The 21378-nt window shown below is 33.4% G+C and carries 22 protein-coding genes; 10 read left to right on the top strand and 12 right to left on the bottom strand.

Going from position 1 to position 21378, the window contains the following annotated elements:
• Positions 1-14: 14 nt before the first annotated feature.
• Complete coding sequence (aroQ, locus tag AC2DZ0_RS03000) at positions 15-428, bottom strand: type II 3-dehydroquinate dehydratase (protein WP_484643572.1); 414 nt, start codon at positions 426-428, stop codon at positions 15-17.
• A 124-nt stretch (positions 429-552) separates the two neighbouring features.
• On the opposite strand from aroQ, the gene xerD reads away from it, so the two are divergent.
• Complete coding sequence (xerD, locus tag AC2DZ0_RS02995; protein ID WP_484643570.1) at positions 553-1458, top strand: site-specific tyrosine recombinase XerD; 906 nt, start codon at positions 553-555, stop codon at positions 1456-1458.
• Here the strand turns inward: xerD and lpxK are convergent.
• Positions 1450-2493, bottom strand: coding sequence for a tetraacyldisaccharide 4'-kinase (lpxK, locus tag AC2DZ0_RS02990; RefSeq protein WP_484644820.1), 1044 nt, complete (start codon positions 2491-2493; stop codon positions 1450-1452). The two genes, xerD and lpxK, sit on opposite strands and share 9 nt — an antisense overlap.
• Before the next feature lie 106 nt (positions 2494-2599).
• On the opposite strand from lpxK, the gene AC2DZ0_RS02985 reads away from it, so the two are divergent.
• Positions 2600-3697: a Nif3-like dinuclear metal center hexameric protein gene (locus AC2DZ0_RS02985; RefSeq protein WP_484643569.1), complete on the top strand. Its 1098-nt coding sequence runs from the start codon at positions 2600-2602 to the stop codon at positions 3695-3697.
• Between the two features lie 2 nt (positions 3698-3699).
• Entirely contained in the window at positions 3700-4473 is a 774-nt protein-coding gene (locus AC2DZ0_RS02980) for a zinc ribbon domain-containing protein (RefSeq protein WP_484491547.1), read from the top strand.
• Positions 4474-4535: 62 nt separating this feature from the next.
• Here AC2DZ0_RS02980 and AC2DZ0_RS02975 read toward each other — a convergent pair whose 3' ends face one another.
• From AC2DZ0_RS02975 to AC2DZ0_RS02965, 3 genes are all read right to left on the bottom strand, one after another.
• Positions 4536-5546 (bottom strand): metal-dependent hydrolase, encoded by a 1011-nt coding sequence (locus AC2DZ0_RS02975; RefSeq protein ID WP_484643567.1) that lies wholly within the window; start codon positions 5544-5546, stop codon positions 4536-4538.
• 1 nt (position 5547) lies between these two features.
• Positions 5548-6726: a hypothetical protein gene (locus AC2DZ0_RS02970; RefSeq protein WP_484643566.1), complete on the bottom strand. Its 1179-nt coding sequence runs from the start codon at positions 6724-6726 to the stop codon at positions 5548-5550.
• Positions 6727-6831: 105 nt separating this feature from the next.
• Positions 6832-7548, bottom strand: a complete 717-nt coding sequence (locus AC2DZ0_RS02965) for a metallophosphoesterase family protein (RefSeq protein ID WP_484643565.1) — start codon at positions 7546-7548, stop codon at positions 6832-6834.
• A 382-nt stretch (positions 7549-7930) separates the two neighbouring features.
• Between AC2DZ0_RS02965 and AC2DZ0_RS02960 the strand changes: the two genes are divergently transcribed.
• From AC2DZ0_RS02960 to AC2DZ0_RS02945, 4 genes are all read left to right on the top strand, one after another.
• Positions 7931-9130 (top strand): hypothetical protein, encoded by a 1200-nt coding sequence (locus AC2DZ0_RS02960; RefSeq protein ID WP_484643564.1) that lies wholly within the window; start codon positions 7931-7933, stop codon positions 9128-9130.
• Positions 9131-9196: 66 nt separating this feature from the next.
• Entirely contained in the window at positions 9197-10369 is a 1173-nt protein-coding gene (locus tag AC2DZ0_RS02955; RefSeq protein ID WP_484643562.1) for a hypothetical protein, read from the top strand.
• Positions 10370-10550: 181 nt separating this feature from the next.
• Positions 10551-10712 carry a hypothetical protein gene (locus AC2DZ0_RS02950; RefSeq protein ID WP_484491541.1) on the top strand — a complete coding sequence of 54 codons (162 nt, stop codon included), beginning with the start codon at positions 10551-10553 and terminating at the stop codon, positions 10710-10712.
• Positions 10705-11289, top strand: a complete 585-nt coding sequence (locus tag AC2DZ0_RS02945; protein WP_484643560.1) for an NUDIX domain-containing protein — start codon at positions 10705-10707, stop codon at positions 11287-11289. Before AC2DZ0_RS02950 ends, AC2DZ0_RS02945 begins: the two co-directional genes overlap by 8 nt.
• Before the next feature lie 58 nt (positions 11290-11347).
• Here the strand turns inward: AC2DZ0_RS02945 and AC2DZ0_RS02940 are convergent, their stop codons facing one another.
• The 4 genes from AC2DZ0_RS02940 to sucC (AC2DZ0_RS02925) all read right to left on the bottom strand — a co-directional run bounded on the left by AC2DZ0_RS02940 (position 11348) and on the right by sucC (AC2DZ0_RS02925) (position 15737).
• A complete protein-coding gene (locus AC2DZ0_RS02940; RefSeq protein WP_484643558.1) occupies positions 11348-11974 on the bottom strand; it encodes a thioredoxin family protein in 627 nt (208 codons plus the stop codon).
• A gap of 64 nt (positions 11975-12038) precedes the next feature.
• Complete coding sequence (locus AC2DZ0_RS02935) at positions 12039-13001, bottom strand: D-2-hydroxyacid dehydrogenase (RefSeq protein ID WP_484643556.1); 963 nt, start codon at positions 12999-13001, stop codon at positions 12039-12041.
• Positions 13002-13140: 139 nt separating this feature from the next.
• The gene (gene sucC, locus AC2DZ0_RS02930; RefSeq protein ID WP_484491537.1) at positions 13141-14334 is read right to left on the bottom strand and encodes an ADP-forming succinate--CoA ligase subunit beta; all 1194 of its coding nucleotides are present in this window, start codon (positions 14332-14334) and stop codon (positions 13141-13143) included.
• A gap of 209 nt (positions 14335-14543) precedes the next feature.
• On the bottom strand, positions 14544-15737 hold the full coding sequence (gene sucC, locus AC2DZ0_RS02925) for an ADP-forming succinate--CoA ligase subunit beta (protein ID WP_484491536.1): 1194 nt from the start codon (positions 15735-15737) through the stop codon (positions 14544-14546).
• Between the two features lie 186 nt (positions 15738-15923).
• Here sucC (AC2DZ0_RS02925) and AC2DZ0_RS02920 point away from each other — a divergent pair, with 186 nt between their 5' ends.
• From AC2DZ0_RS02920 to AC2DZ0_RS02910, 3 genes are read left to right on the top strand one after another with little or no spacing between them, the layout of a single operon-like run.
• The gene (locus AC2DZ0_RS02920; protein ID WP_484643555.1) at positions 15924-16628 is read left to right on the top strand and encodes an ABC transporter ATP-binding protein; all 705 of its coding nucleotides are present in this window, start codon (positions 15924-15926) and stop codon (positions 16626-16628) included.
• Complete coding sequence (locus AC2DZ0_RS02915; protein ID WP_484643553.1) at positions 16628-17365, top strand: 5'-methylthioadenosine/adenosylhomocysteine nucleosidase; 738 nt, start codon at positions 16628-16630, stop codon at positions 17363-17365. The genes AC2DZ0_RS02920 and AC2DZ0_RS02915 overlap by 1 nt, the downstream gene beginning before the upstream one ends.
• Positions 17366-17371: 6 nt before the next feature.
• The gene (locus AC2DZ0_RS02910) at positions 17372-18028 is read left to right on the top strand and encodes an HAD family hydrolase (protein ID WP_484643551.1); all 657 of its coding nucleotides are present in this window, start codon (positions 17372-17374) and stop codon (positions 18026-18028) included.
• A 65-nt stretch (positions 18029-18093) separates the two neighbouring features.
• On the opposite strand, the gene AC2DZ0_RS02905 is transcribed toward AC2DZ0_RS02910, so the two are convergent.
• Genes AC2DZ0_RS02905 through AC2DZ0_RS02895 form a run of 3 tightly spaced genes read right to left on the bottom strand, consistent with a single transcriptional unit; the run spans position 18094 to position 21377 of the window.
• Positions 18094-19407 (bottom strand): DEAD/DEAH box helicase, encoded by a 1314-nt coding sequence (locus tag AC2DZ0_RS02905; RefSeq protein ID WP_484643549.1) that lies wholly within the window; start codon positions 19405-19407, stop codon positions 18094-18096.
• Positions 19407-20747: a DEAD/DEAH box helicase gene (locus tag AC2DZ0_RS02900; protein ID WP_484643547.1), complete on the bottom strand. Its 1341-nt coding sequence runs from the start codon at positions 20745-20747 to the stop codon at positions 19407-19409. Before AC2DZ0_RS02900 ends, AC2DZ0_RS02905 begins: the two co-directional genes overlap by 1 nt.
• Before the next feature lie 60 nt (positions 20748-20807).
• The gene (locus AC2DZ0_RS02895; RefSeq protein WP_484491530.1) at positions 20808-21377 is read right to left on the bottom strand and encodes a uracil-DNA glycosylase family protein; all 570 of its coding nucleotides are present in this window, start codon (positions 21375-21377) and stop codon (positions 20808-20810) included.
• Between the last annotated feature and the right edge of the window lies 1 nt (position 21378).

The following is a 21378-nucleotide window of genomic DNA, read 5'->3' as shown; positions in this document are numbered from 1 at the left end:
GAATTTATTGTGTTTTACAAAAAACTCTCTATTGCCAAGTCATAACTCTTCAAACCAAAACCTAAAACTACACCTTTACAAACTGGTGATAAAAAGGATTTATGTCGAAACGTTTCTCTTTGGTGTACATTTGAAATATGCACTTCAATAACCGGAGTTGTTATACCACTAATCGCATCAGCTAGTCCAACCGAGGTGTGTGTATAAGCACCAGCATTAAAAACAACACCCTCATATGAAAATCCAACTTCATGCAATTTATCAATTAATGTTCCTTCATGGTTGGATTGAAAATATTCCAATTCAACTGTTGAAAACTTTTCTTTTAATCCAATCAAATAGTCATCAAAAGAATCCGAACCGTAAATTTCTGGCTCACGCTTCCCTAACAAATTTAAATTGGGTCCATTTAAAATTAAAATTTTCATATCTCAAGTTCTTATAAAAGACAAAAATAACAATGTTCATGAATTTTCAAAGAGTTTTTATCTTTAATTCTAAGCAATCACTTATTCTTTAATACCTACCTATGTTTTTAATATATTTACCAATATGAAATGGATGCAAGCTGCGAACGATTATAAAAACTTTCTTCAGATTGAAAGAGGAATGTCCGAAAACACCATAGAAAGTTATTTGCGAGACCTTAACAAATTAATTTTACATCTAGAAACTAACAAAATAGAACTTTCTCCTGAAAAAATCAACCAACAACACCTCCTAGAATTCATATACCAAAATGCCAAAACGAGCAATCCAAAATCACAAGCAAGATTAATATCCGGACTTAGAAGTTTTTTTGATTTTTTGATTTTTGAGAAATATAGAGAGGATAATCCAACTGAATTGATTGAAACTCCAAAAACAGGTAGAAAACTACCCGACCCACTCTCTATAAAAGAAATTGATAAAATCATTAACACCATTGATCTAAGTCATCCTCAAGGAGAAAGAAATAGGACTATACTAGAAACACTCTATAGCTGCGGACTTAGGGTTACAGAATTAATAAGTCTTAAAATCTCAGATTTATTTTTTGATGAAGGTTTTATTCGTGTGATCGGAAAAGGTGACAAACAAAGATTTATACCCATAAGTTTCGAGACCCAAACTTTCATAAACACGTATATCAAATATATCCGCTGTCACACCACTCCCCACTTAGGGTTTGAAGACACCCTGTTCTTAAACCGAAGAGGAAAACAATTAACCAGAAATATGATTTTTACAATCATCAAAACACTCACATTAGAAGCAGGTATTGAGAAAAAAATAAGTCCGCATACGTTCCGTCATTCCTTTGCAACACATTTGCTTGAAAGAGGTGCTGACCTAAGGGCTATTCAGCAAATGTTGGGTCATGAAAGTATTACAACTACTGAAATCTATATGCATTTAGATAAATCACATCTAAAACAAGTAGTCGAAAAATTTCACCCAAGAAGCGAATCAAATTAAACCTAATGTTTGTTTAAGAAACAGATCAAAAGATTTATTTTCTTGTATCTCAGTTCTAATCCCTAAAGAATATAAATTCTCAATGGAGTCGCTCAACCTAGTATAATCCTTTTCCGTTGTCAAAATAACCTTTCTCGAACTCTTTATTTCAGAGAAAAGGCTATGTATCCTGAGTATGTCTTCTTCAGTAAAACTATGATGGTCCGCAAACTCAATATGCTTAAACAAAATACCTTTCGATTTTAAATAATGCATCAAAGGCTTAGGATTCGCAATACCTGTCACCAAAACAACAACATACTCGTTTAAATCATTTACTGCTATTTCTTCACTAGAAGAGCTAACAATTGTATCATATTTTATAGAGCTGAAGAAAACCTTTTGATAGTTCTTAGGTTTTATCTCTTTAATAATTTTATTTTTTTCGTCATCAGTTATTGAATCAGGACATTTGGTTACAATAATGGCATTTGCTCTTTTCGCTCCAACACGTGCCTCCCTTAAGTCACCAGTTGGCAATACAAAATCTTTCGTATACCTATTTTCATAAGCAGTTAACAAAGTATAAAAATTAGCTCTCACCTTTCTATGCTGGAAAGCATCATCCAACAATATTAAATTTACAGCAGGCTCTAACTTCATTATATTCTCAATCCCGTTTCTTCTATCAGAATCTACTGCAACAATAATTTTCTTGAATTTTTTATAAAACTGAAATGGTTCATCACCGATATCAAAAACAGTGGTAGTCGCATCCGCTAAAACAAACCCCTTTGACGTACGTTTATAGCCCCTGCTTAAAACAGCAATAGTATAGTCCTTTTGTAATAACCGAATCAGATATTCTATCTGAGGTGTTTTACCTGTCCCACCAACACTTAAATTACCAACGGCGATCACTGGAATTTCATACTCCGATGAATCAAATATTCCTCTATCAAAAAACAAATTACGAATACTTAAAACCAACGCATATAAGAGCGATACGGGCCACAAAAGATATCTCAGTAATTTTATTATTGATTGCACAACCATATGTTTTCCTATCAAAATTTAGACACCAACAAAAGTAAGTAATTCGTAACATCGAAAAGAATAGAATTCAACTATATTTTTTACATTTGATTTCAAATAGAAATTTATGACTACGATAAAAGATATCACAAATAGCATTGAAGAACTGGCTCCTTTAAATTATGCCGAAGGTTTTGATAATGTTGGATTATTAGTGGGAGATTATAGCACTGAAGTTTCTGGAGTTCTTGTAACCTTAGATACTTTAGAGAATGTAATTGATGAGGCTATTGAAAAAAAATGTAATTTAATTGTTAGCTTTCACCCGATCATTTTTTCTGGTTTAAAAAAAATAAACGGCAATTCGTATGTAGAACGAGTAATTATCAAAGCCATAAAAAATGATATTGCCATATATTCTATGCATACAGCACTCGATAATTCTATCAATGGGGTAAATGCCAAAATTTGTGATGTGTTAGGTTTAAAAAACAAACATATCTTAATACCTCAGAAAAACACCATCAAAAAATTATTAACCTATGTTCCTATTGAAAATGCTGAGCGACTTAGAAAAGCAATGTTTGCAAAAGGGGCCGGTAAAATTGGCAAATATGATAATTGCAGTTTCAATGTAGAAGGCTTTGGAACCTATCGTGGCGGCGAAGATTCTAATCCTACCATTGGTACCAAAGGAGTTTTACACACTGAAAAAGAAATAATTATCGGTGTCATCTTTGAAAAACATCTTGAAGGAGCAATTCTAAAAGCAATGTTTGACAACCACCCATATGAAGAAGTTGCTTATGAAATTACAACTATAGAAAACAAACATCAACAAATTGGAATGGGTATGGTCGCTGAATTTGACCAAGAAATGGAAGAAACAGATTTTTTGAACTTTGTAAAAAACACTCTACACACGGATTGTATACGTCATTCTAAACTTACAGGAAAAAAAATTAAAAAAGTTGCTGTACTTGGAGGGTCCGGTAGTTTCGCTATAGAAAACGCTAAAAATGCAGGAGCAGATGCCTTTATTTCGGCGGACTTCAAATACCACGAATTCTATAAAGCTGAAAATCAGATACTAATAACAGATGTTGGACATTATGAATCTGAACAGTTCACAAAAAACTTATTAGTGGATTATCTTACAAAAAAATTCACTAATTTTGCAATCATTTTATCAGATAAAATTACGAATCCTATTTATTATATATAGACATGGCTAAGAGCAAAGAACTAACCGTTGAAGAAAAACTAAGATCACTTTACAGATTACAATTAATTGACTCAAGAATTGATACAATTAGAAGTGTACGTGGAGAACTACCTTTAGAAATTGAGGATTTAGAGGATGAGGTAGCAGGTCTTAAAACAAGACTTTCAAAATTAACGGAAGATGTTACTAATTTTGAGGCAGATATTGCTGCTAAAAAAATAGCAATTGAAGAGTCTAAGGCGGCTGCAAAAAAATACGAAAAACAACAAGAAAGTGTTCGTAACAACCGTGAATTTGATTCTTTAACAAAAGAAATTGAATTTCAAGGACTAGAAGTTGAATTAGCTGAAAAACGTATCAAAGAATACAAAGTTAAAATTGAACAGAAGAAAGAAGTAATCGCTAGTACTACTGAAAAACTAGAAAGACAAGAAGGTCACTTGAACCATAAGAAGACTGAATTAGATGCGATTACAAAAGAAACTGAAAAAGAAGAAGAATTAATGAATAATTTGAGCAGCGAGTTATCTGAAAAGATTGATGTTCATTTATTAAAAGCATACAAAAGAATTCGTTCTAACGTAAAGAATGGTTTAGCTGTTGTTTCTATAGAAAGAGGTGCTGCTGGAGGATCTTTCTTTACAATCCCACCGCAAGTTCAAATTGAAATTGCTTCTCGTAAGAAAATCACCATTGATGAATACAGTGGTAGAATTTTAGTTGACTCAACATTGGCTGATGAAGAAAGACAAGCATTGTCTGACGTATTAGCATAATAAAAAAAGCATACACAAAAAAAAGCTACCTATTGGGTAGCTTTTTTTTTGCATCATTTGTACTATTTATTTCCCAAAACTCTATGAAACAAATCCGCTAGCAACGGACCAGCATCAGCCGTATTTTTCTCTGTTTCCTCTGCAGTCAACACACCGTTTTTTACAGTTAACTGATATGAAAAGACAAACCTCTCTTCTTTTGGAGAAACCCCCATCAAACCAAAACGTAAATCATTAAAATAAAGCATGCCGTTGGGTTTCTTTTCAATAGTATACCAATCGTGAGATAATTTAGCCAATCGCTTGATTAACGGATCTGACATAAACTCTCCTAACAAATCATGATTTTTTTCAAAACGTCTCCAGATTATCTCTTTATCATCATCTAACAATGAATAATACCCAATTAAAAAACCATACTGGGTCTCTACATTTGCTGTCCACAAAATACTATTCAAAGGGGTTGGTTTAGTTTCCATAGCAACATATTCAATATTTTGCTCTTTCAAACTTTCTTTAAAAACAACATATGTGACTCCTTTAAATACTATTGTCAAAACCATATAACCAGAGCTTACAATCAACCCTAATCGGTTAAGTCGTTCTCTTTTAACCGTTCCTCTCTTTTGAATCATTGCAAAAATCAAAAAGAATAAAAATGGTAAAGTATACAATGGATCTACAACAAATATATTATTGTATGAAAACTTATATTCCAAGGGCCAAAGCAATTGAGTCCCCCAACTCGTATGCATATCTAATAAAGGATGCGTAAACAAGCCCCAAAACATTAATTTTGACCAACCTTGCCATGTCGCTTTTTTTCCTTTATAAAGCTTAAAAATAAGCCATCCAAAAATAGGTGCAAAAATAAGACTAAACACAATTGAATGTGAAAAACCACGATGCAACTCATTCGCTGTTACAGAGTCGTAAAATAATTTATTTACAACATCTAAATCGGGAATTGTACCTGCAATGGCTCCCCATAACATTGCTTTATTTCCTACTTTTTTTCCTAGTACTGCCTCACCGACAGCGGCTCCTAAAACAATTTGTGTTAACGAATCCATATCATACTTTAAAAGGTGTTCTCAATTCAAAATCTATTGGCTGAATTGAAGACATCAATGGTTTTAATAATTTTGATGGTAACAAATTTCTATGCTTTGCAAAAAGTTTCATATCTACTGGCAATGCACCTACCCCACTCTTGCTTGTTTCTGCAGTTCTACCTAGCCGTAATTCATTCTTCTTATGATGAATTCCCAACAAAACAAAATCATACAGCATTTTTTGGTATAACTTATACTTGTTATTTATACTATAATCTATCCCTACAAAATTTGCATCAAGAATATCTCTGTATAAAAAAGAACTTGAGAAGCCAACCAACAAATCACCTAGGAAATACCCTGTAAAAATAAAGGAATTACCTAACTGTTTTTTTAATTCTAAAAAAGTATTCACATCTAACACCCCCAAGTTATATGTTGCTTTTCCTAAAACTTGATGATATAAATATTTTATCCTTTCTAAGTGCTTTAATATATCATTCTCTTTGAACTCAACAACCGAAATTTCCTTAGATTTTTTCAACACAGCCTTGGCTCTTGTTCTATACTTAGTATTCATTGCACTTAAATAAGACTCGAAATCACTCCATTCTGAACGCAATTTTAAAACCATATTTACATCAATCTTAAAATCAATAAAACCAGCATCATTCAACTCATCATAACGCTCTTCTTTTGTTATCCAAAATTCTTTAAGTAATGAAAACGAAATTTTTTCACCTTCATACTTCGAGTTCTGTATTTGAGAAATAGCACCTGTCAACATCGTAAGAAAAACATGTTCCTCAACTCCCTGAAAAGCAAATCCGTTTTCTCCACAAGCATATAAATTTCCACATATCAACAGTGATAATTTTTTGTCATTTAAAAAATATGCTTGAACCTTATCCGCAATAGTACATGGTATTCTTTCTTGCAGTAATTCTTTTGCCCTGAAATCAACCAACTGAAATACTGCAATTCCTACAATTAAATTCTCACCATTATAAAAAACGATATAACGAAAATTCATAGTATCATTCATCCCCTGCTCCAATGCAAGCAAATAAGGTATCGACAAGTAGATATTATCTAAAGTATCTATTGTTTCCCATTCTTGATGATTCACCTTTAATATACTATCGTATACCTTAAAAGTGGCCTTTGTTTGAGAGCAGTTAAATAATCTATTAAGCATAGTTTGAAGTAGTGTGGTTGCCTCTTTTTTTCATTTAAAAATAATTAAATTCTTAGACACATCCCTAAAGGCTTAATTACAATGATACAATTTAAGATAATTTTATCACTTAGCTATTCTTAAGGCTTCTGCAAAAGAATTTGGCAACTCACTTTCTTCAACAGCTTTGGCCGCCCTTTCAACATCATAATTCACCCTATTAAATCGCACAGAAATACCTTGTTCTGAGATTAAACTACTGTTTTCATCTATTTCTAGAATCACATAACATCCCCTAGAGTCACCATCTTTTGGTTTTCCTAGAGAACCTATATTTACAATATGTTTAAAACCCGTTTCCGTTTTTATAGCTCTATGAAAAGGCTTGTGCGTATGGGCACAACATAAAACATCCACCCTTGAAGCATCCATCATTTCTAACAAATAGGAATCTTCAGTTTCTTCTAAAATATATTCATTGTTTCGATAAGTGCTCCCGTGCACGAATAAAACGTCGGCTTTCTTACCCTGTAGCTTAAACTCTAATCTAATATGCTCTGGTAAAGAAAGAAGATAATCCTTAACATCTTCATTTAGAATAGCATTGGTAAAAGCCCCAGAAACTTTATCCGTTGGAATCCCAACTACAGCATCATGATTACCAGACAAGGTTGAAATTCCTCGTTTTCTAATCTCATTCACTACTTCATTTGGCCATATATTATAACCTACCAAATCCCCCAAACAATAAATATGATCGGGTTTTTCTTCTTTTAAATTTTCAAAAAATGATTCTAAAGCCGGAAGATTGGCGTGGATATCAGAGAACAATGCAATTTTCATTTCAACATAATTTTATAAGTCGCAAATATAAAAAAGTAGTCCATAGTAAAGCTTATGAAAATTGTTATTTAATCAGCCACTCCCTACTATTAATAGCTAGCTTATTATAGCTAACTACTTATAACCTATTTCCCCGCTTTTATACTCTATTTTAACCTAGTTGTGCCTTTTTTCTTAATAAAAAGACTTATTACTTCAAATTTGCAGCATCTAAACAAAATGAACAGAAGGACATGTTTGTCATCAGTATCATTATGTTTTAAAAGTAAAATCTGATATAAGTTCGTTAAGTAGCTACACTAATTTATTGATTTACAAGTGGAATCCGAAAAGCTTCAAATAGAGTAGGAAAAATTAAACCCTTAAAATTTCATAAACTACTATGAAAAAAATTATTTCAAAATTAGCTATCATAGCGTTTGCCATTGGTTTCACAATGACTTCTTGTTCAGAACAAGAAACAACAGAAAACAATGATAGCACAGGAACGGTAGAATTCTCTATCCAAGAAAGTGTTATCAAAAATGCTTCGAGTAAACAATCTAAAGGAACGGCTGCTAAAACAAATTCACTGGAAGATGTTACCAAAGCCATTATAACAATACTAAATGCTGATGGTTCCTCTACAGATTATGACAATACAGAACTAAACGTAAATAGATTGAATGGAGAATTATTAGTTCAAAAAATTGCTTTGCCTTTAGGAGATTATCAACTGACTCAGTTTAGTTTTATGGATGTAAATAATGATATTATTTATACAACTCCATTAGCGGGTTCTGATTTAGCAGACCTTGTAACAAATCCGTTGGCTATCAATTTCGCAGTTGCCAATGGTTCAGCAACTCCTGTAGATGTTGAGGTTGTTTCTACGGAAACGTACACTCCACAAGATTTTGGTTTGGTAAGTTTCCCTATCACAGAGGTTGAAAAATTAGATTTTCTTTTAGCTGTTTCTGAATTAGGTTCGAATGAAATTCTAGCAGGAGAATATTCTGTAACCGCAACTGGTTTTTCGACTACGAAAGCATTTACTGCAATTGAAGAAAATGTTATTACCGTAAGAGACATAGAAAATGCAACGTACACACTTATTGTTAATGTTGACGGATACGAATCTCAAACTATTGAACTTACTAGGGATCAAATTGCAACTACCTATCATACAGCTCCTTTAGTAATTGAGTTAATAAAAATTGAGTCAATTCAAGGTTTTTCTGATGATTTTAGTGGGATAAACTGGTCTACCTCTGGAGTAATTGCGCGTTCTTTTTCTGACAGCGCTTTCACTTTCGACTGTGGAGGTGGCGGTGGTGGTGTTGTTGCACAAATCACAGTCCCAAGTAACGGAACCATTAGTTTTGATTGGGATATGGTAATTAGATCAGCTGGTCAATACGGAGATGTAATCAAATATATCATCAATGGTGTTCCTACAGATTTATCCACAAGTGGAAGTTCTTCTGGAAGCGTTGTGGAGATTCCTGTAAATGCCGGAGATGTATTTGAATTCTCTACATGGGGAACTACTCAATCTTCTAGCTACTACGGCAGCATCACAAATTTCGTTTTTACTTACTAATAAAAATATTAACAAAACATCAGATTTACTCTAGTGTTTTGTTTCACTAAATCAACTTATTATATTATGAAAAATTCAATACAAAAATTAGTACTTGCATCACTATCACTTATGTTGTTTGTTACTTCATGTGCAGAGCAAAATGATAATGTTTCTATTGAAGAACAAAACACAGGAACGATAGAATTCTCTATCCAGGAAAGTGTTATCAAAAATGCTTCAAGCAAACAATCTAAAGGAACAGCTGCTAAAACAAACTCACTAGAAGATGTTACCAAAGCCATTATAACAATTCTAGCTGCTGATGGTTCCTCTACAGATTATGACAATACAGAACTAAACGTAAATAGATTGAATGGAGAATTATTAGTTCAAAAAATTGCTTTGCCAATTGGAGATTATCAACTAACTCTATTTAGTTTTATGGATGTAAATAATGATATTATATATACAACTCCATTAGCTGGTTCAGATTTAGCAGACCTTGTAACAAATCCGTTGGCTATCAATTTCGCTGTTGCGAATGGTTCAGCAACTCCTGTAGATGTTGAAGTCGTATCTACGGAAACATACACTCCACAAGATTTTGGATTGGTAAGCTTCCCTATTGCAGAAGTTGAAAAATTAGATTTTCTTTTAGCTGTTTCACAGTTAGGAAGTAATGACATATTAGCTGGAGAATATTTTATTCATACCGAAGGTTTTTCTACCACTAAAACTTTTGCAGCTATTGAAGAAAATGTAGTAACAGTAAGAGATATTACAGATGCCGTTTATGAATTACATATTTCTGTTGAAGATTACGATGAGTTCAGCATCAATTTGAATAGGGATGATATTGTAAACCTTTATCATGATACTCCTTTGATTGTGGAGCTACTAAAATCTGAAACCTGTTATTTATTTTCTGATACTGCACTAGGAGCCAATCCGTTGTACATGGGTACTGGTGGACAAACAGTGTATTTAGATGAAACACTTCTCGTAAACTCAGGAACTGCTGCGATAAGAGCAAATACCAGCGCCCTTTCTAATGCCTATATTTACCTTTATGATGAAAATGATGTTCAAGTAGGATTCATTACAGGTATCCCTAATAATTACGGAACAGTAGACAATTTATCAATCGTATTAAATGATGGTTTTGATTATCCTCTAGAGGTTGCTTCTTATCAAGTTTATTCATGGTGGAATAGCGCTTCTATGGTGGAATTATCTCTTTGTGGTTATCTAAAATAAACCGCGCTAATAATTAGTTTAGTATATAAAGCATACAGGAATTAACCTGTATGCTTTTTTATTATTTAGCAATACTCAACAAACAACACCTTGCATTAAACAAAGTTTCTTCTATGAGAAAACACAGTTATTGCATATTTAATTTTTAGTAAATTTGTAATAGTTTAAAAAAAATATTACAATGAAGTACCTCACCCCAGATATTGAAAAGCTTGCAAAAAGCACTTCAAATAAATCGTTGGCAAAACCAGGAGTTTCTTGTGGTATTTTCCAAGATTGTCATGATACTAATTTGAGTTACACACAAAAAATGATTGAATTTAACAAAAAGAAAAATGGATAGTGAACGCGTAAAGGTTAAAAACGTTGAAGTTTTATCTGACAATTGGTACACCCTTAATAAAGTTACTTTTGATTATTTAAGAAATGATGGTACTTGGCAAACACAAATAAGAGAATCTTATGACAGAGGCAACGGGGCAGCTGTTTTTCTCTATAATAAAATAACAAAAAACGTAATTCTCATCAAGCAATTTCGTTATCCTAGTTATGAAAATGGCAATAAAACTGGACTTTTAATTGAAGCTTGCGCTGGATTACTGGATGAAGATGATCCCGAGACATGTATCAAAAAAGAAATCCTAGAAGAAACGGGCTACAAAATAAAATCAGTTAAGAAGGTTTTTGAAGCTTATATGACACCTGGAGCGGTAACCGAACAAATACATTATTTTACTGGGGAATATACCGATGATATGAAAGCCTCTAAAGGCGGTGGATTGCATACCGAACAAGAAGATATTGAAGTTCTAGAAATGTCTTTCTCAGAAGCAATTCTCCTTTTAAACGAAGGGAAAATTAAAGATGCAAAAACCATGTTATTACTGCAATACGCACAAATACATAAACTTGTTGAATAAGTAATTCTAAAAAACTTTATCAAATTAAAACCCCATTCATTTTGAATGGGGTTTTAATTTAACTTGCTTTTTTTAATGAATTTGTATCGACTTTTTTTATAAGTGCCAAAATATCATCTAGCGTATCTTTCCCTTTATCCTTATTATACCACCTTTGGAGATCTTCTTTAAACTGAGGATCCAAGCCCCCATGTAATTCTTTGTAATCATCAACCATTTTAGTGGCTACTTTAGGACGAGGTCCCCACTCCCCAACAACTTCCTCAGTTTTTTGATCAATTACAATTAGTTTTGGAATGGCTTTGTTACCATTGGTTAAAAATTGATTCATCAAGTACTCGTTTTCGTCACGAAGCACAACCTGTAAATCAATTCGATCAGACAATTCTGAAATTTTATCAATCATAGGTGCTGTTTGTGCCGCATCTCCACACCAACTTTCAGTTATTAATAACCATGTTTGATTCGTTTCTATATTTTCAATTACACTTTTAGAATCAGCATCAATTTTCAAGGTTTTATGCAATCTAGACATCCTTCTCTCGTTCAATTTGGAATAACTCAACAAAGCATCAGATTGATCAATCCCTGTAGATTTTCCTTCTTCTATCAAACGACTTACCATTTCTCTATATTCTGAAAAACCGATTCCTTTTTGTAAACTATCTTTTATAACTGTATCCATGATAAAATTGTTTTTTTACTTGGACGAAAATAAACGAAAGCCTAACATCAGTTTTTTCAATACATCAATTGACTTTGTTTATAGGGTTGCCTTTAATATATTCTTTTAGATTATTTACCGCAGTATTCATCAGACGTTGTCTTGCTGCTTTCGTTGCCCAAGCTATATGAGGAGTAATGATACAATTTTTAGCTTTCAATAAAGGGTTATTCGCTTCCATCGGTTCTACAGAAACCACATCTAAAGCTGCCGCGGCTATCCTTTCTGTGCTCAATGCCTCCATCAAATCTATTTCATTTATCAAACCACCTCTAGCTGTATTAATGATCATAACCTCTTTTTTCATTTGATTGATTAACTTTTTATCAATCAATTCTTTATTAGCTTCTGTCAATGCACAATGTAAACTAATCACATCTGATGATCTAACAAGCTCATCTAATGTCACAAACTGTAAGGAATCTGACTCAAACTCCTTCTTATAACTTCTGTTATACACCAAAACTTTCATACCAAAAGCTTCAGCCAAAACAGCTGTGGCTTGACCAATTTTACCAAACCCAATAAGCCCCATAGTTTTTCCTTCCAACTCTATCAATGGCGAATTCCAATAACAAAAATCAACAGATTTTACCCAGTCCCCGTTTTGAACAGAACTATTATGGTCTCCTACCCGATGACACATCTCTAATAACAATCCCATTACAAATTGAGCAACAGCTTTTGTTCCATAGGATGGAATATTTGTAACCACTATATTTTTTAAGCTTGCGGTTGCCACATCTACAACATTAAACCCTGTAGCTAAAACACCTATATACCGAAGATTCTTAACCTTGACTAATACTTCTTTCGAGAGAATCGTTTTATTTGTAAAAACAACTTCTGCATCAGCTATGGCTTTTACTATTTCATTGGTTTCATTAACCAATCTATCATATATAGTAACATCACCTAGTTTATTTAATTCATTCCAACTGAGATCCCCTGGATTCAGGGTATATCCATCTAATACAACTATTTTCATTCCAATATTTTTATAATATTCTAAACTAAGCTATTTTTTTTATGCATTTTCTGCGATAGCAAAAAACTAAGCAAAATTTATTGCACAAAAAAACCGTTTCCAAAAAATTGAAAACGGTTTTAAACTATATGACATAAGCCTAAGCCAATACTTCTTGTACTTTATCAGCAGCTTCTTGAAATTCTGTAGCAGAAATAATTTCCATTCCGCTATTATCAATCAACTCCTTAGCCTCTTTAGCATTTGTTCCTTGCAAACGGCAAATGATTGGCACATTGATTTTATCTCCCATACTTTTGTAAGCATCTACAACTCCTTGTGCTACACGATCACAACGTACGATACCTCCAAAAATGTTAACTAAAATAGCTTTAACATTAGGGTCTTTCAAGATAATTCCAAAAGCAGCTTCAACACGGGCAGCATCTGCTGTACCTCCTACGTCTAAGAAGTTAGCAGGATCTCCACCAGCTTGCTTGATTAAATCCATCGTTCCCATTGCCAATCCAGCTCCGTTTACCATACATCCAACATTCCCATCTAAATCTACATAATTCAATCCTACAGCTTTCGCTTCTACTTCGATAGGATTCTCCTCACGGATATCTCTCATTTCTAGATAATCCTTGTGACGATACAAAGCATTCTCATCTAAAGTTACTTTAGCATCAACTGCTAAAATTTTATTATCTGAAGTTTTTAAAACAGGATTGATTTCGAACATTGCAGAGTCAGAAGACACATAAGCATTGTATAAAGCCGTAACAAATTTTGTCATTTCTTTGAATGCATTACCACTCAAACCTAAATTGAAAGCAATTTTTCTAGCTTGAAAAGGCAATACTCCTGTTGCAGGATCAATCTCTTCTGTAAAAATTAAGTGTGGCGTCTCTTCTGCAACAGTTTCAATATCCATACCACCTTCCGTTGAATACATTACCATATTACGTCCAGTTGCTCTATTTAACAAAACAGACACATAAAACTCTTCCGTTTCTGCTTCACCAGGGTAGTAAACATCCTCAGCAATCAATACTTGATTTACTAATTTACCTTCAGCAGAAGTTTGAGGTGTTACTAGCATCATTCCTAAAATATCGTTAGAGATACTTTTTACCTCATCAAGGTTTTTGGCCAATTTAACTCCACCACCTTTACCACGACCACCTGCATGAACTTGTGCTTTTACCACATACCAGCTAGTCTCAGTTTGTTTTGTTAATTCTTTTGCAGCTTCTACAGCTTCTTCAGGAGTACTTGCAACGATACCACGTTGAATTCTTACTCCAAAACTATTCAATATTTCTTTTCCTTGATATTCGTGTAAGTTCATCTTAATTTATATTTTTTGTAAAAAAAATCCGTCGCGAAAATACTAATTAATATAAAACAAATACAAAAAAAACATCAATCAATTTTAAAAATATCAAATAGATACGAAAACGTATTAGTAATTATGATTTCATAAAAAACATGCCTATTTAAAGCAAAAAACCGCTTTCATAAAAATGAAAACGGTTCTTAAAAATTTAATTTTATAGTCTAAGCCAAAACTTCTTGTACTTTATCAGCAGCTTCTTGAAACTCCGTAGCAGATATAATTTCCATTCCGCTATTATCAATCAACTCCTTAGCTTCTTTAGCATTTGTACCTTGCAAACGGCAAATAATAGGAACGTTAATCTTATCTCCCATATTTTTATAAGCATCTACAACTCCCTGTGCTACACGATCACAACGTACGATACCACCAAAAATGTTAACCAAAATAGCTTTTACGTTAGGATCTTTTAAAATAATCCCGAAAGCGGCCTCAACACGTGCAGCATCTGCTGTACCTCCTACATCTAAGAAGTTAGCAGGATCTCCACCAGCTTGTTTGATTAAATCCATTGTTCCCATTGCCAATCCAGCTCCGTTTACCATACATCCAACATTACCATCTAAATCTACATAATTCAATCCTACAGCTTTCGCTTCTACTTCAATTGGGTTTTCTTCTTTTACATCTCTTAATTCAATATAATCTTTATGACGATACAAAGCATTCTCATCTAAAGTAACTTTTGAATCAACTGCCAAGATTTGATCATCCGCTGTTTTAAAAACAGGATTGATTTCAAATAATGAAGAATCAGAACCAACATAGGCATTATACAAAGCTGTAACAAATTTTGTCATATCCTTAAAAGCAGCTCCAGACAACCCTAAGTTAAAAGCAACTTTTCTAGCTTGAAATGGTAAAACACCTGTTGCTGGGTCAATTTCTTCCGTAAAAATTAAGTGTGGAGTTTCTTCAGCAACTGTTTCAATATCCATACCTCCCTCAGTAGAATACATAATCATATTTTTACCTGTACCTCTATTCAACAAAACAGACATATAAAATTCTTCTGGTTTAGAAGGCCCATCGTAATATACATTTTCAGAAATCAATACTTTATGAACTTCCTTTCCTTCTGCAGAAGTCTGAGGAGTTACCAACATCATCCCTAAAATCTGTTCAGCATATGTTTTTACTTCTTCGATAGATTTAGCAATTTTTACACCACCTCCTTTACCACGTCCTCCAGCGTGAATTTGTGCTTTTACTGCAAATACAGTACATCCTTTTTCTTTATTAATTTCTTTGGCTGCAGCTAAAGCCTCGTCTGGAGTATTGGCAACAATCTCCATAGGAACCTTTACTCCAAATCCTTTTAAAATTTCTTTCGCTTGATATTCGTGTAAATTCATCTATTTTAGTTTAAAAGTGTGTACACAAATGTAGGAATCCTTTGACCAAATCCCATGTTTTTCAGTGTTTTTAGGACGTTATTATCCATTCCAAAATTTTTGACAGTCTAAATTAACAAGAAAGCTAAAAAAGGAACCTCATTTTGCTGCATTTTTAATATTTTCGTGCTTTTAAGCAAGCCAAAAATGATAAAAGCAAGTAACTTACATAAATATTATGGAGATTTAGAAGTTCTTAAAGGAGTGGACATTCATATAAAAAAAGCAGAAGTGATTGCTATCATTGGTCCCTCTGGAACAGGAAAAACTACACTACTCCAAATTTTAGGGACTTTAGACAGACCTACTAAAAAGCTAGATTACAAACTTGAAATCAACGGAAAGTCTCTTCAAAGTATGACCGATAGTATGTTATCTAAATTTAGAAATGAAAACATTGGATTCATTTTTCAGTTTCACCAACTTTTACCTGAATTTACCGCATTAGAAAATGTTTGTATCCCTGCCTTTATAGCTAATAAAAGTAAAAAGGAGACTGAGACAAAAGCACTCAAGCTATTAGAATACCTTGGATTGTCAGACCGAAAAACACACAAACCCAATGAATTATCTGGTGGAGAACAACAACGTGTTGCCGTTGCCAGAGCTTTAATAAATGACCCTGCTGTCATTTTTGCTGACGAACCTAGTGGTAATTTAGATTCTAAATCTGCAGAAAACCTTCATCATTTATTTCTAAAATTACGTGAAGAAATGGGACAAACCTTTGTCATTGTCACCCACAATAAAAAACTTGCAGAAATGGCTGATAAAACGCTTGAAATGAAAGATGGGATTATTATTGAAGAAACCAATAATCTAAAAAAATTAACCGAAGACACCCTAAAATAATGAACATAGGAATCATAAGTGCCATGCCCGAAGAAGTTCAATCATTGATTGACATAATAGAAGACGTGCGTATTACAGATAAAGGAATGAGAACCTATTACAACGGTACCATCAATTCCACAAACGTTGTCATTGCATTCTCTAGATGGGGCAAAGTTGCATCAGCAATTACTGCCACCCAAATGATAAACGACTTCAAACTAGATGAAATTATTTTTACAGGAGTTTCCGGATCTTTAGACAATAAGCTTAAGGTTGGAGACATTGTATTGGGGACAAAATTATTTCAGCACGATATGGATACCACTCCCCTTTTTAAAAAGTTTGAAATTCCTCTTTTAGGAAAAACTTACTTTGAAACCAAGAAAAACAATAGACTTGAAATGTCTAGTGCAAATTTTGTTAAAAACATTGCTGATTATATTAGCGCTGATAAATTGTCCCTGTTTGATATTAATTCAGTAGACATCAGAAAAGGAGCTATTCTAAGCGGTGACCAATTTATAAGTTCTAAAGCCAAAGTATCTGAGCTAAAAAAAGAAATTCCAGATGCCTTATGTGTTGAAATGGAAGGAGCTTCTGTAGCACAAGTTTGTTATGAATATGGAATTCCATTTTCAATTATCAGAATCATCTCAGACAATGCGAATGACGATGCTCCTATAGATTTCCCAGAATTCACAAAGGCAGTTGCCAGCAAATACGCAAAAGGAATTTTAGAACACTATCTTAATTAACCAATAATGACAGGAATTAAAGCAGAAGGAATTATTTTTGATCTAGATGGAACACTCGTTAATTCGATACAAGATATTGCGGACTCCATGAACTGTGTGCTAAATCAAGCAAATTTCCCAACACACTCCTACGCTACTTATGCTAACTTTATTGGTGGAGGTATAAAAAGTCTTGTTTCCAAAGCAGTTCCAGCAGACAGTTCAAACAATATTGTTGACTCATGTTTTGATGCAATGTTGCAACATTACACAACTAACTGCACAAACAAAACAGCTGTATATGAAGGAATCAACACATTACTAACTCAATTATATGCTAAAAACATTCCTTTAGCTATCTTATCAAACAAAGCAGATCAATTAACTAAAAAGGTTGTTGCAGCGAAACTACCCGATATTTTTCTACAAGTACAAGGGATGACAACGGAAAAGTTAAAAAAACCAAATCCTGAAGTCGTTTTAAACATGTGTAAAACACTGAAAACAACTCCTAAAAACACTGTTTATGTTGGAGATACATCTGTAGACATCTCTACTGCAAAAAACGCAGGAATGATATCCGTAGCGGTGTCTTGGGGTTTTAGATCTAAAGAAAATTTACAAAAACTAAATCCCGATTATGTCATTGACTCTCCACAAGAATTATTTGAGTTGATAAAATAACTCTTGTGAATGATTCATTAAATTATTTGGCTCTCTCATTATATAACCTAACGAATAACACTGTTTTATAATACGGAGACCCTAACTTTTTTCTTTTTCAACCTTGTATTATTTAAACTTTGTGCCAATTTAAATGCTATAGATTTAGGAACAGCAACAAACGCACAATCAGATTTAAGCTCGATAACACCTAATTGATCTTTGTTTATTTTCCCTTGCTTAAAAAACAATCCTGCAATATCACCTTTGGATATTTTATCCTTTCTACCACCTGAAATAAATAATGTTTCCCAGAATGGTGCCTTTATTACACTTTTCCCTGATAGGTTTTGGACAGCTGATTTGCCAACAAAACTTGGCAACTCCTCCTTATTCCATTTTATCATATAAGCAGTACCTTTGGCATTTACCCTTGCTGTTCTCCCATTCCTATGCGTAAATTCCTCAGCACCTTCCGGAATTTCAAAATGAATAATATACTTCATCTCCGGGATATCAATACCTCTAGCCGCTAAGTCACTTGCTAACAATATCGTGGCAGAGCCATTTCTCAAACGAATCAAAGCCCTTTCTCTTTCTTTTTGATCTACTCCTGCATGAAAACAAGTGTGTATAATTTTTTTCTTAGCCAAAAACGAACTTAAATCTTCAAGCGTATTCTTTTGATTACAAAAAACAATTCCTGGTTCATCTTCTAACATTTCAAGCAATTCCACCAAAGTATTGTGCTTGTTTTTAGAAGTTGATATAACCGTTTTTAAGGTCAGTTTCGCATCTTTTTTTTCCGTCAAATAGTTTAAAGTCACCGCTTTCTCCATCTGTATATACCTAGGAATTTCCATATCCTGAGTTGCAGATGTAAGTACTTTTTTATCAACATTGGATAGAGATTTCACAATTCGCTGCATATCTCCGCCTGCACCTACTTCAAAAGAAATATCAAACTCATCAATAATCAAAGTCTTAACTTCTTTCGTTGTAAACCTCTCTTTTCCGAAATGATCTGACAACCTACCTGGTGTACCAATCAAAATTGATGGTGTTGTTTTTAAATCTATCTTATCTTTTGCAATAGCCCTTCCTCCATAAATTGCATTTACTTTATATCCTGAGCCCATAGAACGAATTACCTGCTCTATTTGAATTGCAAGTTCTCTAGACGGAACTACTATTACTGCCTGGACTTCCTGTATAGCAGGATTTAACCTTTCTAAAAGGGGCAATAAAAACGCTAAGGTTTTACCGGTTCCAGTTGGTGAAAGAATGACCGTATTTTCATTAGAGTCAATTACCTCTAACGCTTCTTCTTGCATAGGATTCAATTGATAAATGTTTAATTTATTCAAAATCTCCTGTTGATCTTTTATTTTATTGGCCATTACTTTCTTTTTTTCTTTTTTGAAGTTTCCTTTTCTAAAGCACTATTTTCTTGCTGCATCACATAATTCGCAAATAATTTTTCAACCAACTCTTCTTTTGTTAAATGATGAAAAATTGTATGAATTTTATTCTTATATTCCTTAGAAACATTATGATTGGGTTTCGTTTTAAATATCTTCTTTGCCCATAGCAAACCATTATTTTCTTCAATACTTTGCGCAGTTGCTTTTTCAAATTCTCCAAAACGAATTCCAAGTTCATTTTCAAAACCATCTAGATCCTCTACTTCTTCTTGTTGAATCACAGACAATGCCAAACCATCAGCACCTGCCCTAGCCGTTCTTCCAGATCGATGGACATAGGTATCATAAGTATCAGGCAAATGATAATTCACCACATAGGCAATATCTTTCACATCAATCCCCCTTGCAGCCAAATCTGTTGCTACTAAAATATTAATATGCCCCATTCTAAATTGTCCCATAATCCTATCTCGTATTCCTTGAGATAAACTTCCATGAATTGCTCCAGAAGAGAATTTATTTATCGCTAAATTTTTAGCTAACTTGTTTACTGCTGCTTTCGTTTTACAAAATATAATCCCTTGAACACCTTCATTAGAATTCAGAAAATGCATCAAAACATTTAACTTTTCTATGGGTTCGACAACAACATATTTATGATCAATTTTATTATTACCTGTAACCGCCATATCAACAGAAACTTGAGTAATATGTTTTGACATATAATTCTGAATCAACTGCTTTACAACACCGGGCATGGTAGCAGTAAACAAAAACGTTCTTCTTTTTTTAGGTAAAACCGCAACAATTTTATCCAATCCTTCTTTAAGAGAGGTGATCATTTCATCCGCCTCATCTAAAACAAAATTTTTAACTTTTGTAACATCTATCTCTCCTCGTTGAATCAAATCAATCAACCTTCCTGGAGTAGCCACCACAACATGTGTTTTATCTTTAAGTAACTCAATTTGTGGTTTAATCGGAACACCGCCACAAACAGAAGCTATTGAAATTTCATCTGAGTGAACACAATACGATTTTAAATTATTATAAATCTGCTGACCTAACTCCCTTGTAGGAGCCAAAATTAATGTTTGAATCTCATCCACAGAAAGATCAATCATTTGCAATAAAGCCAGGCCAAATGCAGCAGTTTTACCAGTACCTGTTTTTGCTAACCCTACAAAATCATCTGTTTGATTTAATATTACCGGAATAGATTTTTCCTGAATTTCAGTAGGATTTTCAATACCAACCCCTTGTAAAGATTTTAAGAACTCTTTTTGAATTCCAAGACTAGAAAATGTTTTAGACATACCTTTGAATTTTTGCAAAGATACTGTTAGCCTTTTAGATTATTGCAGATAATGCAATATTTAAAGTAATTCTTCTATTTTGTTTTTTAAAACAGGGAGTACTTTATCTTTAAACCATTCGTTTTTTTTCATCCAAATATTATTTCTTGGTGAAGGGTGTGGTAATACGAAAAATTTTGGCAAATAATCCGAATAAGCAACTACAGTCTCAGTAAGCGTACGCTTCATTGTATCCTTTAAATAGTACTTCTGAGCATATCCACCCACCAACAACACTAAAGCTACTTCCTCTAATTCCTTAATTAATTTTGAATGCCACAGCGGAGCACATTCTTTTCTTGGAGGTAAATCCCCCGACTTCCCTTTTCCTGGATAACAAAATCCCATTGGAATGATCGATATAAAATCTTCATTGTAAAACAAATCTCTTTCAACACCCATCCAGTTTCTTAGATTCTCTCCACTTTTGTCATCCCACGGAATCCCTGTACGATGCACTACACTTCCAGGTGCCTGTCCAATGATAATGATCTTCGATTTTTTTGATGCTGACAAAACAGGTCTGCACCCCTGTTTCAAAAAAGGGGCGCATTCCTTACAATTTCTAATTTCTTGTAAAAGCTCTTTCATT

The organism is Flavicella sp. IMCC45668 (assembly GCF_057219105.1).
Note: the sequence above shows the minus strand (reverse complement) of the source record. Positions and strands in the feature narration are given on the sequence as shown.

Bases quoted from the DNA above. Each gene is read 5' to 3' on its own strand.
- aroQ (WP_484643572.1), bottom strand. From the start codon at position 428: ATGAAAATTTTAATTTTAAATGGACCCAATTTAAATTTGTTAGGGAAG.
- xerD (WP_484643570.1), top strand. From the start codon at position 553: ATGAAATGGATGCAAGCTGCGAACGATTATAAAAACTTTCTTCAGATT.
- lpxK (WP_484644820.1), bottom strand. From the start codon at position 2,493: ATGGTTGTGCAATCAATAATAAAATTACTGAGATATCTTTTGTGGCCC.
- AC2DZ0_RS02985 (WP_484643569.1), top strand. From the start codon at position 2,600: ATGACTACGATAAAAGATATCACAAATAGCATTGAAGAACTGGCTCCT.
- AC2DZ0_RS02980 (WP_484491547.1), top strand. From the start codon at position 3,700: ATGGCTAAGAGCAAAGAACTAACCGTTGAAGAAAAACTAAGATCACTT.
- AC2DZ0_RS02975 (WP_484643567.1), bottom strand. From the start codon at position 5,546: ATGGATTCGTTAACACAAATTGTTTTAGGAGCCGCTGTCGGTGAGGCA.
- AC2DZ0_RS02970 (WP_484643566.1), bottom strand. From the start codon at position 6,726: ATGCTTAATAGATTATTTAACTGCTCTCAAACAAAGGCCACTTTTAAG.
- AC2DZ0_RS02965 (WP_484643565.1), bottom strand. From the start codon at position 7,548: ATGAAAATTGCATTGTTCTCTGATATCCACGCCAATCTTCCGGCTTTA.
- AC2DZ0_RS02960 (WP_484643564.1), top strand. From the start codon at position 7,931: ATGAAAAAAATTATTTCAAAATTAGCTATCATAGCGTTTGCCATTGGT.
- AC2DZ0_RS02955 (WP_484643562.1), top strand. From the start codon at position 9,197: ATGAAAAATTCAATACAAAAATTAGTACTTGCATCACTATCACTTATG.
- AC2DZ0_RS02950 (WP_484491541.1), top strand. From the start codon at position 10,551: ATGAAGTACCTCACCCCAGATATTGAAAAGCTTGCAAAAAGCACTTCA.
- AC2DZ0_RS02945 (WP_484643560.1), top strand. From the start codon at position 10,705: ATGGATAGTGAACGCGTAAAGGTTAAAAACGTTGAAGTTTTATCTGAC.
- AC2DZ0_RS02940 (WP_484643558.1), bottom strand. From the start codon at position 11,974: ATGGATACAGTTATAAAAGATAGTTTACAAAAAGGAATCGGTTTTTCA.
- AC2DZ0_RS02935 (WP_484643556.1), bottom strand. From the start codon at position 13,001: ATGAAAATAGTTGTATTAGATGGATATACCCTGAATCCAGGGGATCTC.
- sucC (WP_484491537.1), bottom strand. From the start codon at position 14,334: ATGAACTTACACGAATATCAAGGAAAAGAAATATTGAATAGTTTTGGA.
- sucC (WP_484491536.1), bottom strand. From the start codon at position 15,737: ATGAATTTACACGAATATCAAGCGAAAGAAATTTTAAAAGGATTTGGA.
- AC2DZ0_RS02920 (WP_484643555.1), top strand. From the start codon at position 15,924: ATGATAAAAGCAAGTAACTTACATAAATATTATGGAGATTTAGAAGTT.
- AC2DZ0_RS02915 (WP_484643553.1), top strand. From the start codon at position 16,628: ATGAACATAGGAATCATAAGTGCCATGCCCGAAGAAGTTCAATCATTG.
- AC2DZ0_RS02910 (WP_484643551.1), top strand. From the start codon at position 17,372: ATGACAGGAATTAAAGCAGAAGGAATTATTTTTGATCTAGATGGAACA.
- AC2DZ0_RS02905 (WP_484643549.1), bottom strand. From the start codon at position 19,407: ATGGCCAATAAAATAAAAGATCAACAGGAGATTTTGAATAAATTAAAC.
- AC2DZ0_RS02900 (WP_484643547.1), bottom strand. From the start codon at position 20,747: ATGTCTAAAACATTTTCTAGTCTTGGAATTCAAAAAGAGTTCTTAAAA.
- AC2DZ0_RS02895 (WP_484491530.1), bottom strand. From the start codon at position 21,377: ATGAAAGAGCTTTTACAAGAAATTAGAAATTGTAAGGAATGCGCCCCT.